The organism is Yoonia sp. 208BN28-4 (assembly GCF_037543925.1).
In the GTDB taxonomy this organism is placed as follows: Bacteria; Pseudomonadota; Alphaproteobacteria; order Rhodobacterales; family Rhodobacteraceae; genus Yoonia.
This window is the reverse complement of sequence record NZ_JBBIFY010000003.1, coordinates 426,448-441,521: the sequence shown is the minus strand read 5'-3', so window position 1 is coordinate 441,521 and position 15,074 is coordinate 426,448. Positions and strand designations below refer to the sequence as shown.

The window sequence follows — 15,074 nt, the reverse complement described above, 5'->3', positions numbered from 1 at the left end:
CTTAACCCTCCTTCAGCAGGGGTTTGATTTCGCTCAGGATCGCGTCAACCGCCGCCGCCTCTGAGGTGCGCTGCGCCTGCAGCGCATCGATCTCGGCCATCATCGCCCGATTGATCAACTCCGGCTCGACAACACCTTCCGACGCAGCATCGCGCAGCTTGCCGTTGATATCGCGCATATCTGCGTTGGCCTGTCTGAGCTTTTGAAGTTCGGTTTCCATCGCCGCCATCTGCCCTTGCTGGCCGGTCACCTTGTTTTCCAGCTCTGACAAAGCCGTATCATGCCGTTCTTTAAGCGTGCGCAGGCGTTCTTGCAGTTGCGCGTTGGCCATGCGCTCTTCGTCAAGGTCGGTCTGAAGGCCAGACACGTCCACCTCTGGCACGGCGGCTGCGGCCTCGCTCATCTTGTCCACACCGGCGCGGATCCGGTCCAGCGCAGAGGTGATGCGACTTTCCAATGCAGTGATATCGCTCATGTGCCCATATCCTTGTTCTTTGTCCCTTTAGGCCGTCTTGCGCGGCCAGCCTGCGTTTTGCGGCTACCCCAACAGCCGACCATCTGCGGCGCAACCTCTGTCCATTGGCCAGCGCATCGAATCGCAAACGGTAAACGCAAGCCTAAGCCAACAATCCGCACCCCGCAAATCGCCGGACGCTAGGCGCCCCAAACACTTAGCAACCGTGCTTGATCTTGTGCCCTGCCCTGATATGACGCTTGTCAAAGACCCTGTGACACTGACCGATTGGACATTAGCCTTGGATATTGCAGCCCTGCGCTCCGCACACCCTGACCACTGGATGAAAGCCGCCGCCATCCGCGCCCTGACACTTGATGCCGTGGCCGCCGCAAACTCCGGTCACTCGGGCATGCCGATGGGCATGGCTGACGTGGCAACGGTGCTTTATGAAAAGCACCTGAACTTTGACCCAAAGAACCCCGCATGGCCCGATCGCGACCGGTTCATCCTGTCGGCTGGTCACGGCTCCATGCTGCTGTATTCGCTGATGTATCTGACCGGCTACGAAGATATGCCGCTCCAGCAGATTAAAGACTTCCGCCAGTGGGGCGCAAAGACTGCGGGCCACCCTGAATACGGCCACGCCCGCGGGATCGAGACGACAACTGGCCCGCTGGGTCAGGGCATCGCCAATTCGGTAGGCTTCGCCATTGCCGAAGAAATCCAGCGCGCGCGCTGGGGCAAGAACATCGTCAACCACTACACCTACGTCATCGCCGGTGATGGTTGCTTGATGGAAGGCGTCAGCCAAGAGGCTATTGGTCTGGCTGGCATGCAGGAACTCGGTCATCTGATCGTGTTCTGGGACAACAACAACATCACCATCGACGGCACCGTTGATATCGCTGATAAAACCAACCAGCCCATGCGATTTGCCGCCTCGGGTTGGCATGTGCTTGAGATCGACGGCCACGATCCCGTCGCGATTGATGAGGCGATTGCCGCCGCAAAAAACGATCCGCGCCCGTCCATGATCGCCTGCAAAACCCACATCGCCTTGGGCCACGCCGCACAGGACACATCCAAAGGCCACGGTGCCTTGACCGATCCAGAGCAGCTGCGCGCCGCGAAAGAGGCTTACGGCTGGGATTACGGCCCTTTTGAAGTGCCTCAAGACGTTCTGGACGGCTGGGCCAAGATCGGTGCGCGCGGCGACGAGACCCGCAAGGCTTGGGAAGAGCGTTTTGCAAAGCTGTCCGGCACCAAGCAGGCAGAGTTCAACCGCGCCTATGCCGGTGAAGCACCAAAGAAACTGTCCGCCGTGATCCGCGCGTTGAAAAAGCAGATCACCGAAACGCAGCCAAAAATGGCCACGCGCAAGTCGTCTGAAAAGACGCTTGAGGTGATCAACGCGATCATGCCCGAAACCATCGGCGGCTCCGCTGACCTGACAGGCTCCAACAACACCAAAACCGGTGATCTGGGCGTTTTCCACCCCGACAGCCGCGACGGGCGCTACATCTACTACGGTATCCGCGAGCATGGTATGGCCGCTGCGATGAACGGCATGGCGCTGCACGGCGGGGCAAAGCCCTACGGAGGCACGTTTATGTGCTTCACCGATTACGCACGCGGCGCGATGCGTCTGTCAGCGCTGATGGGCGTGCCTGTGACCTATGTGATGACCCACGACAGCATCGGCCTTGGCGAAGACGGCCCGACACACCAGCCGGTTGAACATCTGGCTATGCTGCGCGCCACGCCAAACACCAACGTCTTCCGCCCTGCAGATACGGTTGAAACGGCAGAAGCGTGGGAAATGGCGCTGACATCTGACAAGACACCGCATGTGCTGTGCCTGTCACGCCAGAACCTGCCAACCGTGCGGACCGAGCATAAGACCAAGAACCTGTCCGCCCAAGGTGCCTATGTGCTGGCCGATGCCGAAGGCAAGCGTCAGGCGATCCTGATGGCCACAGGCTCCGAGGTGGAAATCGCTCTTGCCGCCCGTGACATCCTGCAGAACGAAGGGATCGGCACGCGCGTTGTTTCCATGCCGTGCTGGGAACTGTTTGAAGAGCAGGACGAAAGCTATCGTCGCCGCGTGCTGCCTGCAGGCCCTGTGCGTGTCGCTGTCGAGGCGGGTATCCGCTTTGGCTGGGATCGCTGGCTCTTTGGTGAGCGTGGCAAGCGCGAGAAGGCCGGATTCATCGGCATGCACGGTTTCGGCGCTTCTGCGCCAGCCGAGCGTTTGTTCGAAGAGTTCGGGATTACGCCGCAAGCCGTTGCCGATAAGGTGAAGTCACTGATCAAGTAAAAGACGCGCCCAAGACGGACAGGACAGCATAATGAAACGCTTATCGATTGCAGCCATCGTGCTTACAGTTCTGTCCGCCTGCTCTGAAGGGGGCAACCAGCGGGTCTTTGTCAGCGGCGGCGAGATCGGCGGCCTGACGCCCAAGGGCGAGGTGATCCGGCGCCCCTCCGGCGGCTTGGTTGTGTCAGAGCCCGCGCGGGCCTCTGTGCCGCAAACTGCGCCCGTGCGGCGCGGTGGGCGGTCGGTCGCTCCGCCCTCACCACCGTCAGCGGCTGTGGCAGACACATTTGCCCGCAACTTTCTGAATTCCATTCAGGCGCGGTCTTTTCGTGAACGCCGTGAATTGTGCGGCTACTTTGTGCAACTGCCAAACGGTCAGATCACGGCCACACCGCCCGTGCCTGGCAACTTTGCAAGCTGTGAACAACTCGCACCGCAGCCCGGTCAGGGCATATTCGCCAGCTATCACACCCACGGTGCTTACGGGCCGCAGTATGATAACGAAGTGCCATCCACGACCGACCTGCTAAGCGATTTTGAATTCGGGATCGACGGCTATGTCTCGACCCCGGGCGGGCGCATCTGGCGCGTCGAAAATGATACACGCGAGGCGATACAGGTCTGCGGTCAGGGCTGCGTTGCCGTAGACCCCGGTTTTGTGCCCGAAGGTGAGGCGTTCATCCTGCCCCGCTACACACTTACCGATCTGGCGCGCCGCGGGTCCTGATCCGCCAGTCCCCCGCACCGGCAACGGCCAAAGCAAAACATCCCCCCGCAATCGCCCAGTTCTTGACGAAAATCGACATCTGCCACGGATCGTCGGGGATGAAGTGGAACACGCTGGTCACTGCGCAATAGATGCCAAGCGCGACAGCCGTTGGCCCTACAAACACCCCAGCCAGCAATGCCAGCCCCGCAACCGCGTTGAACAATAGTGCCGGCCAGACCAGCCAATACGGCAGGGCAAACCCCTCAAGCAAGGCACCCGCATCTTGCGGGCTCAGCGTTTTTTGCACCGCGCCACCAATGAAAAGTGCCGCGATCAGAACCCGTGCGATCAGTAACCCCAGATTCGCCATTTTCGCCCTACCATCCCTTTCGTGCACCAGACCGGCACACGGTTGCGCAAACAGTTAGCGCAAACACCAAAACACGGCCACCTGTTACCGTTAACATGCTGAAAATATGTTGATTTTTCTTGGCCCACCGTTGTGCGCTGGCCTAGGGTCCGCTCAAACAGCAAGACGGAAGGCGCGACACCATGACGGTTACAATTGGCATCAACGGATTTGGCCGGATTGGCCGTTGCACACTGGCCCACATCACCGAAGCGGCGCGCAACGACGTGCAGGTAGTCAAAATCAACGCGACCGGCCCGATTGAGACAAACGCGCATCTGCTGAAATACGACAGTGTCCACGGGCGCTTTGGCACACCGGTCAAGGTCAACGGCAACACGCTTGATCTGGGACGCGGGCCGATTGACGTCATGTCGACCTATGATCCGCAGGAACTGGACTGGTCCGGTGTGGATGTCGTTCTGGAATGCACAGGCAAGTTCAACGATGGCAATCAGGCAGGTGTTCACCTGACGCGTGGCGCAGGCAAGGTGCTGATCTCGGCCCCTGCCCGCAACGTGGATCGCACCGTTGTCTATGGCGTCAACCACCGCGATATGATGGCGCAGGAAAAGCTGATCTCGAACGGGTCGTGCACAACAAACTGCCTTGCCCCGCTTGCCAAGGTGCTGAACGACGCCGTCGGCATCGAGCGCGGTATCATGACCACAATCCACAGCTATACCGGCGACCAACCAACGTTGGACCGCCGTCACAGCGACCTTTACCGTGCGCGCGCTGCCGCAATGGCGATGATCCCCACGTCCACCGGTGCGGCCAAAGCACTGGGCGAGGTGTTGCCAGAACTGGCAGGCAAGTTGGACGGCACGGCAATGCGCGTGCCCACGCCAAATGTTTCGGCTGTCGATCTGACTTTTGAGGCAGGAAAGTCCGTCACCGCCGCCGATATCAACGCCATCGTGGCCGAAGCTGCAGGCGGCTACATGGGCATGGTCATGTCCTATGATGATGAGGCGAAGGTCAGCATAGATTTCAACCACACCACCGAAAGCTGCATCTTTGCGCCGGATCAAACCAAGGTGGTCGGCGGCAAAACGGTACGTGTTCTGGCTTGGTATGACAACGAATGGGGCTTTTCGGCCCGCATGGCCGATGTTGCCGCCACCATGGGACGGTTACACTAACCGCCCCTGCCCGCCGCCTTAGCGCGCGATAAAGGTCGCTGTCACTTCCGCGTCTGATCCCGTGACGCGGATCATACCGCCGACCTCGGCAGGCTCTGCATCCACAGGGCCGAAAAACTCACCACGGGCAAAGCTGGATTGGGTTGTGCCAGTCGGATTGACCGCTTTGCCGTCCAGCGTGAAACGCGCAAATCCACCGCGAAAGCTTGATCCGTCGATGATCATGTTGCGCCGCTCGAACCGGTCAAACGGATCGTCGTCTTGCGTGCTTTCCGGCACAATCGCCACAGTCACACGGCCCGCTGCGAAATTCGCGCTGACGATGGCATCGGACCGAATTCCGCTAAAGCTGTCGTCGGTTTGGTACGTGATGACCGCGTCACCTTGATAAAGCGCGGTTGTCGTCGTCGGCATGTCCGCATCGCGTGTCGGGATACCAAAGACGACTTGCGATGACTGCGCGATATCATTGTTGTCCGGATCGGCCGGATCGCGCACCAGAAACTGATTGCTGACACCCGAATAGCGGTAAAGCCCCAAATCGCGCCCCTGCAATGCCTGCGAATCTGCTGTCGCGGTCACAACCGTGCCATCACGTGACAGGCGCGCCGTTCCTGTCGCGTGATCAAACGTCCCGCTGACCGTAATGTATTGCTCATCTTGTGTGTCAAAGATGTTCGGCGCCGTCGAAATACGCCCAAGGCTATCCACGTAAGCCACACCGACGACATCACTTTGCACCGACATCCGGTTGGTCAGTGGCGTGTATTGCGCAGCAGTCGGCGGGTTCATCGTCATGCTACCGCCCCCGCCGCCACTGCCGCCGCAGGCCGCGACAAGACCAAGACAGCTTACGAGCGAGATTTGTTTCAGCATTTTAATACCCTGTGGAGTCGCGACACAGCACCGCGATACTGCAAATTATCAATTCCCCACGTTCGAGACAATCGGTCATCATCGCGATTATGCATCTTTGCAAAAGTTCCTGCACCGCAATCGCCGTTCACACTTTGCCTGCCGCGTAGGCCGCGCTACACCCGCACCCATGACAAATGGCATCGCGATCTTTCTCGCACTTCTGATCATCGGCTTTTTTGCGCTGGATCACTATGTGCTTCACCTAGATGCGCTGACATTCCTGTTTCGCCGTTTGATCGCGGTAATCGATATACTTGCATTCTGGCGCTAGGCTCTACCTGTTCTGAGGTTGACCTTTGCGCATAAATCGCAATGTTAGCGCCAACATTTGGGGTTTCGGCCCGTTACCAATCAGAATTGGAGAACCATCATGGCAGTCAAAGTCGCAATCAACGGTTTCGGTCGGATCGGGCGCAACGTGCTGCGGGCCATCATCGAAAGCGGTCGCACCGATATCGAAGTGGTCGCAATCAACGATCTGGGTCCGGTTGAGACAAACGCGCACCTGCTGCGCTTTGACAGCGTGCATGGTCGTTTCCCCGCAACTGTCACCACAACCGAAGACACCATCGACGTGGGCCGTGGCCCGATGAAGGTCACAGCGATCCGCAACCCTGCCGATCTGCCGTGGTCCGACGTTGATGTTGTGCTAGAATGCACAGGCATCTTTACCAGCAAAGAGGCTTGCCAGGCGCACCTTGATAACGGCTCCAGCCGCGTGCTGATCTCGGCCCCCGGCAAAGACGCTGACAAAACCATCGTGTATGGCGTGAACCATTACACACTGACGTCTGACGATATCGTCGTGTCAAACGCGTCGTGCACCACAAACTGCCTGTCGCCCGTGGCAATGGTGCTGGATGATGCGATCGGCATCACCAAAGGCTTTATGACAACAATCCACAGCTACACCGGCGACCAGCCGACGCTGGATACCATGCACAAAGACCTTTATCGCGCCCGCGCAGCCGCCTTGTCCATGATCCCGACATCCACCGGTGCCGCCAAAGCCGTTGGCCTCGTGCTGCCGGACCTTGACGGAAAACTGGACGGTGTTGCGATCCGCGTGCCAACGCCAAACGTCTCCGTGGTTGATCTGACATTCGAAGCGTCCAAAGACACAACCGTGGAAGAGGTCAACAACGCAATTATCGCAGCCGCAGATGGCCCGCTGAAAGGCGTGTTGGGCTATACCGATCTGCCAATGGTCAGCTCTGACTTCAACCACGATCCACATTCGTCGATCTTCCATCTTGACCAGACCAAGGTGCTTGACGGCAACATGGTCCGCATCCTGAGCTGGTACGACAATGAATGGGGCTTCTCTAACCGGATGGCCGATACGGCTGTTGCGATGGGCAAGCTGATCTAAGACTTATCGCGTTTCGTGATACCAAAGGCGCATCCTTGCGGGTGCGCCTTTTTTCTTGCGCGCAAGCGATGATCATAACGCCTAAAGCACACGCAACGTTCCCGCATAACCTATGCAAAAAACGCAATGCGGGTTGTCTGTTTCTGGGCGTTGTTACGGCCCCGCGCATCGCCAAATATCAGAGCAAGACAACACAACTTGCAAAGAGAAAAGGATGCAAAATGTCTGTACTGAACACAATGCGCATCGCCGCTGAAAAACACGCAGCTTACCTGCGGACAAAGCGTGAAATCGCAAACATGCCGCTTGATGTGGCACTTGATCTGGGCATGTATCGCGAAGATGCAGGCAAGATCGCCTACAAAGCCGTCTACGGCTAAATACCGCCTTACCGGCAAAACGCACCAGCCGTCCCAACCGGGGCGGCTTTTCGCGTTTAAGATGTCAGCTTTTCCGCCAGTGCAAGCTTGACCGCAGGGCTGACGAATTTGGTCACGTCACCGTGCAGGCGCGCGATTTCCTTGACCAGTTTGGACGCAATCGCCTGATTTTTCGCATCCGCCATCAGGAACACCGTTTCGATGGTGTTATCCAGCGACCGGTTCATGCCCACCATCTGGAATTCATATTCGAAGTCCGCCACAGCCCGCAGTCCACGGATGATGACCCCTGCCCCCACATCGCGGGCGCAGTCGATTAACAGGTTCTCGAAGGGATGAACGACAATCTCGGTCCCCGTCTGCGCACCGATGGGCTCGCATTGGGATTTGACCATATCCACACGCTCTTCCAATGAAAACAGCGGGCCTTTATCGCGGTTGATCGCCACACCGATGACCAAACGGTCCACCAGCGTGCAGCCACGCCGGATAATATCGATATGCCCGTGGTGCAGCGGGTCGAAAGTGCCGGGATATAGTCCGATGCGCATAGGCAGCCCTCAAAGCAGTCGTCGTGGTGGGCGCAAGCAATCCGATCACGCACCGTTTGGCAAGGCGCGAAAACGGCCTTAGTGGCCCATGATCATGCCTTGCAGCGCGTCTTTCTCCATCGAAAGCTCTGACAGGCGGGCTTTGACCACATCACCGATGGAAATCAGGCCCATCATTTTACCATCATCCATCACCGGCATGTGGCGAAAGCGACCTTGGGTCATCTGCTCCAGCACCGCGTCGGCTTGGTCCGCAGGTGTGCAGGTTACCAGCCTGGCGGTCATCATACCGCTGACCGGTTCGTCCAGACAGGCCGTGCCACGCTTGCCCATCTCGCGCACAATATCACGCTCGGACAGAATCCCGTCGAGAGATGCGCCATCCGCTGACACCACCACGGTGCCGATCCGGTTGTCGGACATCAGCTTGACCGCGTCCGTCACCTTATCCCCCGGTTTGACACTGATCACGCCACTGTCAGCCTTCGATTGCAGGATTTTCGATACGATCATGGGTCTGCCCTTTCGCAATGATTGCACCCAAGCGTCCCAAATTGCAGGGCTATTTGTCAAGCGGTGCGAATTTTTACGCTGGCGATTGCCCGCCCTGCATAGCCCGCCTATGGTCGCCGCAAGTCTCAGGAGGAACCCATGCAAGAATTGACCCACTACATCGGCGGCGAACACGTCAAAGGCACGTCTGGCCGTTTTGCCGACGTCTTCAACCCCGCCACAGGCGAAGTGCAAGCCAAGCTGCCGCTGGCCAACGCCGAAGAACTGGCGCACGCGGTTCAGGTCGCCGCTGCCGCACAGCCTGCATGGGCTGCCACCAACCCACAACGCCGCGCGCGCGTGATGATGGCCTTTGTGGGCTTGCTCAATCGCGACATGGATAAACTGGCCGAGGCGCTCAGCCGTGAGCACGGCAAGACAATCCCCGATGCCAAGGGCGACGTGCAGCGCGGGCTTGAGGTGGTTGAATACTGCATTGGCGCGCCGGAATTGCTGAAAGGCGACTACACCGACTCGGCCGGCCCCGGCATCGACATGTATTCGATGAAACAGCCGCTTGGCGTGTCCGCAGGTATCACGCCGTTCAACTTTCCGGCCATGATCCCGATGTGGATGTTCGCGCCCGCCATTGTCTGCGGCAACGCCTTCATCCTCAAACCGTCAGAGCGTGATCCATCCGTCCCGCTGATGCTGGCCGAGCTGCTTGAGGAAGCAGGCCTGCCCAAAGGCATCATTCAGGTTGTGAACGGCGATAAAGAGGCTGTGGACGCGATCATCGATCACGATGTGATCCAGTCCATCGGCTTTGTCGGCTCCACCCCTATTGCTGAATACATCTACGGGCGCGGCTGTTCCAACGGCAAGCGCGTGCAGTGTTTCGGCGGTGCCAAGAACCACATGATCATCATGCCCGACGCGGATATGGATCAGGCCGCCGACGCGCTGATCGGCGCGGGCTACGGCGCTGCGGGCGAACGCTGCATGGCCATTTCCGTCGCTGTACCTGTGGGCGAGGATACCGCCGACCGTCTGGTCGAAAAGCTCGTGCCACGCATCGAAAAGCTGAAGGTCGGGCCATATACATCCGGCAACGATGTGGATTACGGCCCCGTCGTGACCGCTGCCGCCAAGGAAAACATTCTTGGCCTTGTGCAGACCGGGATCGACCAAGGCGCAGAACTTGTCGTCGATGGCCGCGACTTCAGCCTGCAGGGCTATGAGGACGGGTTCTTCGTCGGCGCGCATCTGTTTGACCGCGTGACGACCGATATGGACATCTACAAAAAAGAAATCTTCGGCCCTGTTCTGTCCTGCGTCCGTGCCCAGACGTATGAAGAGGCCATCGGCATGGCCATGGACCACGAATACGGCAACGGCACCGCGATCTTTACGCGTGACGGCGACACCGCGCGTGACTTTGCCAACCGGATCAATATCGGCATGGTCGGAATAAACGTGCCGATCCCTGTGCCTTTGGCCTATCACACCTTCGGCGGCTGGAAAAAATCGGTCTTCGGTGACCTGAACCAGCATGGACCGGATGCCTTCAAGTTCTACACCCGCACCAAGACGATCACATCGCGTTGGCCGTCGGGGATCAAAGAAGGCGGTGAGTTCAACTTCAAGCCTATGGACTAATCAATCACAATTGGGCCCGGCCAGTTTGGTCGGGCCTTTGTCATTGCGGGGGGTGAATTATGGGCGCAAGTCTCAGGATACTAAAGTCTCGCGGCATTGCTGTGTTGCGGTATTGGGACCATTTCACCGTTCAGCAAGGCGAAGACACGCTGGCCGCCTATCACGCCCATCCGGATGCCGCACCGGGCCAGAAACACCTTGTCGATTTTTCAGGCGTCACCAGCTTTGACCCCGAATATGTCGGCGTGCTGGCGCTTCAGGCAAAGACCGCGGACATTGTCCTGCCCGAAGGGTTCGAGACGATTCTGGTGATGTATGCGCCCAACCCCACAGGACTTGATATGGCTGTCATGGTTCGCAAATCATGGGAGCATGTCCCCGCTGTCATCCCCCTGATTGCCGAAACCAAGCAGCAAGCCATTGAATATCTTGGACAAAAGGAAAACGATCTCTCACTTTTCTTTGATACCGAAGATATTTAATCAATTTTGAAACTCTTTTCCGCTAGGCTCGTGTCTTAACCATAAGCAAATACATATCAGGGAGATTTCAATGACCAATCTGACACGCCGCGCCGCATTGCGTATCGCCGCCTCTGCGGCCGTTTTACCGCTTGCGGTCACCTCCGCAAACGCCGACGGCCACGCCACAAACCACACGGTTGTCATCCAGAACTTCGCATTTTCGCCAGCGAACTTGCAGATCAAGGCCGGCGATACTGTGACTTGGGTTAATCAGGATAGCACCGCGCACAGCGCGTGGGAATCCACGAACAATCTGTTTGATACCGGCCTCTTGCAACCTGGACAGTCGGCAAGTCTCACGTTCGGTTCTGCCGGTTCGATCAACTATCGCTGTCGCCCGCATGCCAACATGCGCGGCACGATAACAATCAGCTAATCCAACTATCCTCGGGGTTTGGAAAAAAGGGCGCGGCGCTTGCTGCGCCCTTTTGCTTTGACAACGATCCCTATTCCGGCAAGAATTTAACAAGCGTTCAATTCCTGCACATCGGGGATCACCATGGATTTTGCACTCACCGAAGAACAGACCGCGATTTTCGATATGGCACAGGCCTTCGGGGCCGAGCATATCGCGCCGCACGCCCGCCAATGGGAGGCGGACGGCGAGATTCCAAAATCGCTTTGGCCCGAACTGGCCGCGCTTGGCTTTGGCGGGCTTTATGTCTCGGAGGAAAGTGGCGGATCAGGTCTGTCACGGCTGGATGCCACGCTGGTGTTCGAGGCGCTGTCGCAGTCCTGCGCATCCGTCGCGGCGTTCCTGTCGATCCATAATATGTGCGCCAAGATGATCGACGACTTCGGATCTGATGCAATGAAGGCGGATGTGCTGCCAAAGGCGCTGACCATGGACACCGTGCTGTCCTATTGCCTGACCGAACCCGGTTCAGGTTCTGACGCCGCGGCGCTGAAGACCAAGGCGCAGCGCACCAACGAAGGGTATGCGCTCACTGGCACCAAGGCATTCATCTCCGGCGGTGGCTACTCAGACGCCTATATCGTCATGGCCCGCAGCGGTGATGACGGGCCAAAAGGCGTGAGCGCGTTCCTGATCCACGATAGTAAAGATGGCCTGTCCTACGGCGGGCTGGAAGACAAGATGGGTTGGCGGTCGCAACCCACACGGCAGGTGCAGTTGGACGACGCGCATATCCCCGCTGACGGCCTTTTGGGCGAAGAAGGCAAAGGCTTTACCTATGCCATGAAAGGGCTCGACGGGGGCCGCCTGAATATTGCCGCGTGCTCCATCGGTGCTGCGCAGGCCGCGTTGGACCAGACCGTTGCCTACATGGGCGAACGTAAGGCCTTTGGCAAAACCATCGACCAGTTCCAAGGCCTGCAATTCCGCCTTGCTGACGCAGAGATCGCTCTGCAATCCGCCCGCACATTCCTGCGCCAGGCGGCGTGGAAACTGGACACAGGCGCACCGGATGCAACGGCCTTCTGTGCGATGGCCAAAAAGCTGTGCACCGAAGCGGGAAGTCAGGTGGCCGACCAATGCCTGCAACTGCACGGCGGCTACGGCTATTTGGGCGACTACGGCATCGAAAAGATCGTGCGCGATCTGCGGGTGCATCAAATTCTTGAAGGCACCAACGAGATCATGCGCGTCATCACCGCGCGGCACATGCTGGCCAAATGACCGACATCATCATCCGCAAAGATGGCCACGCAGGCCGCATCACGCTCAACCGCCCCAAGGCGCTGAACGCGCTGACGTGGGAGATGTGTCTGGCCATCGAAGACGCGCTGGACACATGGTGCGACGATGACGCGGTGAAACTCGTCATCATGGAAGGCGCTGGCGACAAGGCATTCTGTTCCGGCGGCGATATTGCCGAGATGTATGCCAGCGGCCTGCGCGGTGACTTCGACTATGGGCGCCGGTTCTGGCGCGACGAATACCGCCTGAACGCCAAGTTTTTCCATTTCCCCAAACCCGTCGTCAGCTTCATGCAGGGCTTCACGATGGGCGGCGGCGTGGGCGTGTCTTGCCACGCGTCGCACCGGATCGTTTGCGAAACCAGCCAGATTGCCATGCCGGAGGTTTCCATCGGGCTGGTGCCTGACGTGGGCGGCTCGCTTTTGCTGGCCCAGGCACCGGGACGGCTGGGCGAATACCTTGGCCTGACAGGCGACCGCATGGACGCAGGCGACGCGATTTATGCAGGCTTCGCCGACTATTTTATCCCCCAAGACCAATGGGATGAATTGAAGGCGACGCTTTGCGACACCGGCGATTGGACAGCGATTGACAGCACCGCCGCCCCTGCCCCCGTCAGCCGCCTTGCGAGCTGGCAAAGCGACATCGACAGCGTGTTTGGCGGCGAGACTTTGGGCGACATCTACCGCGCGATGCCCGATGATCTGCCGCCCGCCCTCGCCCACGCGACCAAGCTGATGGGCCGCCACGCGCCACTGTCGCTTGCTGTCACGGTCGAGCTTATCCACCGCGTTCGCACCCGCCAGACGATTGAAAACGCGCTGGATCAGGAATTTCGCTTTACCTATCGGGCAATGGAACACGGCGACTTTATCGAAGGCATCCGTGCCGCAATTATCGACCGTGACCGCAGCCCGAAATGGCAGCACGCCACTTGGCAGGACGTAACGGGTGGCGACGTCTTGCGCATGACCTTGCCTTTGGGCAACGACGCTTTGAAACTGGAGGAAAGCCCATGAAAATCGGATTTATCGGACTTGGCAACATGGGCGCACCGATGGCCGCGAACCTTGCCGCGGCGGGCCATGCGGTGACGGGTTTTGACACTGCTGCCGCGCCTGACGGTCTAACCATGGCCGACAGCGCCGCAAAGGCCGCTGCGGGCGCTGACGTCGTCATCACCATGCTGCCCAACGGTGACATTCTGCGCAGTGTCGCCGCTGAAATTCATCCGGCGATGAAATCCGGCGCAGTGCATCTGGACTGTTCAACCGTTGATGTGGACAGCGCCCGCGCCGTGGCAGAGCAAGCCGCCGCAGCCGGTCTGGGCGCGGTTGACGCCCCCGTGTCCGGCGGAATTGGCGGGGCGACAAACGGCACGCTCACCTTCATGGCAGGCGGGCCAGAGGATGCTTTTGCCACCGTTCAGCCGCTGTTTGACATCATGGGGCAAAAGGCCGTGCACTGTGGTGACGCTGGCAACGGCCAAGCGGCCAAAATCTGCAACAACATGATCTTGGGTGCGACAATGATCGCCACGACCGAAGCCTTTGTCCTGGCTGATAAACTCGGGCTGGATCGTCAGGCGATGTTCGACGTGGTCAGCACATCGTCGGGCTATAGCTGGACGATGAACGCCTACTGCCCCGCCCCGGGTATCGGCCCGCAATCGCCTGCGGATAATGACTATAAGCCCGGTTTCGCGGCGGAATTGATGCTCAAGGATTTACGCCTGTCGCAAATGGCGGCAGAGGCCGTGGACGCCGACACGCCCATGGGTGCCCGCGCGACCGAACTTTACGCACAGTTTGTGGAAGAGGAAGACGGGCTTGGCCGCGATTTCTCGGCGATGCTGCCGCGGTTTGAAAAGCGCGGACGCTAGTCTGCGGGCTTCACCTCGAGCCGGACACTGTCGCCGAACATGGATTGGATCACATCTTGCGGCGGCGCAGTGCCTGTCGCGCAAGCAAGCGCCGACGCATCCACAAATCCGGCAGTTCCCGTCAACGCGACCGTTTCGCATGTGCCATCGGCCGCGATGGACCCGTCATTTACCACAAGCGCAAGGTCATCGACTGACGCATCCAGCAACGTCAGCGTCCCGCCTGTCGCGGCTTCGGCCCGCAATGCGTCAGCGGTGAGACCCGTCACAAAAACGCGCGATCCATCAAATGACTTCACCTCGTTCAAGACAGGCGTGGTGATATCGACGATGAATTCATCCGTCCGTCCGTTGGGAAAGATAAACCAGCGCGTATCGCGGTTAAAAACGAGCCAGCCAGAATACCGGTTGACGTCCAACTTGCTCAAATCGCCATCGACCGTGCGCGCCACGACGCTGTATTCATCGCCATAGGTGATGTTGACGGTCACGTCCTCGTTCACGTGGATGGCGGTAAAGCCGGTCTGGTCGATCACCAATTCCTCGGCCTGCGCGGCGCCCGCACAAACTGCCAATACCATCGCCAACCGTGTCATCGC

At 58.9% G+C, this 15,074-nt stretch carries 18 protein-coding genes; 12 read left to right on the top strand and 6 right to left on the bottom strand.

Annotated elements, in window-relative coordinates; genetic code table 11:
• Nucleotide 1: 1 nt before the first annotated feature.
• Nucleotides 2-475, bottom strand: coding sequence for a hypothetical protein (locus tag V8J84_RS12265; protein ID WP_339931524.1), 474 nt, complete (start codon nucleotides 473-475; stop codon nucleotides 2-4).
• A gap of 280 nt (nucleotides 476-755) precedes the next feature.
• On the opposite strand from V8J84_RS12265, the gene tkt reads away from it, so the two are divergent.
• Nucleotides 756-2,774, top strand: coding sequence for a transketolase (tkt, locus tag V8J84_RS12260; RefSeq protein WP_339932052.1), 2,019 nt, complete (start codon nucleotides 756-758; stop codon nucleotides 2,772-2,774).
• Between the two features lie 31 nt (nucleotides 2,775-2,805).
• Nucleotides 2,806-3,501: a DUF4329 domain-containing protein gene (locus V8J84_RS12255; protein WP_339931522.1), complete on the top strand. Its 696-nt coding sequence runs from the start codon at nucleotides 2,806-2,808 to the stop codon at nucleotides 3,499-3,501.
• Here the strand turns inward: V8J84_RS12255 and V8J84_RS12250 are convergent.
• Nucleotides 3,473-3,853 carry a DoxX family protein gene (locus tag V8J84_RS12250; protein ID WP_339931520.1) on the bottom strand — a complete coding sequence of 127 codons (381 nt, stop codon included), beginning with the start codon at nucleotides 3,851-3,853 and terminating at the stop codon, nucleotides 3,473-3,475. The two genes, V8J84_RS12255 and V8J84_RS12250, sit on opposite strands and share 29 nt — an antisense overlap.
• Nucleotides 3,854-4,035: 182 nt before the next feature.
• Between V8J84_RS12250 and gap (V8J84_RS12245) the strand changes: the two genes are divergently transcribed.
• On the top strand, nucleotides 4,036-5,037 hold the full coding sequence (gene gap / locus V8J84_RS12245) for a type I glyceraldehyde-3-phosphate dehydrogenase (RefSeq protein ID WP_339931518.1): 1,002 nt from the start codon (nucleotides 4,036-4,038) through the stop codon (nucleotides 5,035-5,037).
• 18 nt (nucleotides 5,038-5,055) lie between these two features.
• Here gap (V8J84_RS12245) and V8J84_RS12240 read toward each other — a convergent pair whose 3' ends face one another.
• Nucleotides 5,056-5,913 (bottom strand): transferrin-binding protein-like solute binding protein, encoded by an 858-nt coding sequence (locus tag V8J84_RS12240; RefSeq protein ID WP_339931516.1) that lies wholly within the window; start codon nucleotides 5,911-5,913, stop codon nucleotides 5,056-5,058.
• A 169-nt stretch (nucleotides 5,914-6,082) separates the two neighbouring features.
• Here V8J84_RS12240 and V8J84_RS12235 point away from each other — a divergent pair, with 169 nt between their 5' ends.
• The 3 genes from V8J84_RS12235 (at nucleotide 6,083) to V8J84_RS12225 (ending at nucleotide 7,707) form a co-directional block, all read left to right on the top strand.
• On the top strand, nucleotides 6,083-6,226 hold the full coding sequence (locus tag V8J84_RS12235; protein WP_339931514.1) for a hypothetical protein: 144 nt from the start codon (nucleotides 6,083-6,085) through the stop codon (nucleotides 6,224-6,226).
• A 99-nt stretch (nucleotides 6,227-6,325) separates the two neighbouring features.
• Nucleotides 6,326-7,327, top strand: coding sequence for a type I glyceraldehyde-3-phosphate dehydrogenase (gene gap, locus V8J84_RS12230; protein WP_339931511.1), 1,002 nt, complete (start codon nucleotides 6,326-6,328; stop codon nucleotides 7,325-7,327).
• Between the two features lie 221 nt (nucleotides 7,328-7,548).
• Complete coding sequence (locus V8J84_RS12225; protein ID WP_339931509.1) at nucleotides 7,549-7,707, top strand: hypothetical protein; 159 nt, start codon at nucleotides 7,549-7,551, stop codon at nucleotides 7,705-7,707.
• A 56-nt stretch (nucleotides 7,708-7,763) separates the two neighbouring features.
• On the opposite strand, the gene coaD is transcribed toward V8J84_RS12225, so the two are convergent.
• Together coaD and V8J84_RS12215 are read right to left on the bottom strand one after the other, a co-directional pair.
• Nucleotides 7,764-8,258, bottom strand: a complete 495-nt coding sequence (gene coaD / locus V8J84_RS12220) for a pantetheine-phosphate adenylyltransferase (protein WP_339931507.1) — start codon at nucleotides 8,256-8,258, stop codon at nucleotides 7,764-7,766.
• A 78-nt stretch (nucleotides 8,259-8,336) separates the two neighbouring features.
• On the bottom strand, nucleotides 8,337-8,771 hold the full coding sequence (locus V8J84_RS12215; protein WP_339931505.1) for a CBS domain-containing protein: 435 nt from the start codon (nucleotides 8,769-8,771) through the stop codon (nucleotides 8,337-8,339).
• A 138-nt stretch (nucleotides 8,772-8,909) separates the two neighbouring features.
• Here V8J84_RS12215 and V8J84_RS12210 point away from each other — a divergent pair, with 138 nt between their 5' ends.
• From V8J84_RS12210 to mmsB, 6 genes are all read left to right on the top strand, one after another.
• Nucleotides 8,910-10,409 carry a CoA-acylating methylmalonate-semialdehyde dehydrogenase gene (locus V8J84_RS12210; protein ID WP_339931503.1) on the top strand — a complete coding sequence of 500 codons (1,500 nt, stop codon included), beginning with the start codon at nucleotides 8,910-8,912 and terminating at the stop codon, nucleotides 10,407-10,409.
• A gap of 59 nt (nucleotides 10,410-10,468) precedes the next feature.
• Nucleotides 10,469-10,891: a hypothetical protein gene (locus V8J84_RS12205; RefSeq protein WP_339931500.1), complete on the top strand. Its 423-nt coding sequence runs from the start codon at nucleotides 10,469-10,471 to the stop codon at nucleotides 10,889-10,891.
• Between the two features lie 70 nt (nucleotides 10,892-10,961).
• A complete protein-coding gene (locus tag V8J84_RS12200; RefSeq protein WP_339931498.1) occupies nucleotides 10,962-11,309 on the top strand; it encodes a plastocyanin/azurin family copper-binding protein in 348 nt (115 codons plus the stop codon).
• Between the two features lie 123 nt (nucleotides 11,310-11,432).
• A complete protein-coding gene (locus V8J84_RS12195; RefSeq protein ID WP_339931495.1) occupies nucleotides 11,433-12,572 on the top strand; it encodes an acyl-CoA dehydrogenase family protein in 1,140 nt (379 codons plus the stop codon).
• Nucleotides 12,569-13,612, top strand: a complete 1,044-nt coding sequence (locus tag V8J84_RS12190) for an enoyl-CoA hydratase/isomerase family protein (RefSeq protein WP_339931493.1) — start codon at nucleotides 12,569-12,571, stop codon at nucleotides 13,610-13,612. The genes V8J84_RS12195 and V8J84_RS12190 overlap by 4 nt, the downstream gene beginning before the upstream one ends.
• Nucleotides 13,609-14,475 (top strand): 3-hydroxyisobutyrate dehydrogenase, encoded by an 867-nt coding sequence (mmsB, locus tag V8J84_RS12185; protein ID WP_339931490.1) that lies wholly within the window; start codon nucleotides 13,609-13,611, stop codon nucleotides 14,473-14,475. The genes V8J84_RS12190 and mmsB overlap by 4 nt, the downstream gene beginning before the upstream one ends.
• Here mmsB and V8J84_RS12180 read toward each other — a convergent pair.
• Complete coding sequence (locus V8J84_RS12180) at nucleotides 14,472-15,071, bottom strand: GIN domain-containing protein (protein WP_339931488.1); 600 nt, start codon at nucleotides 15,069-15,071, stop codon at nucleotides 14,472-14,474. The two genes, mmsB and V8J84_RS12180, sit on opposite strands and share 4 nt — an antisense overlap.
• Between the last annotated feature and the right edge of the window lie 3 nt (nucleotides 15,072-15,074).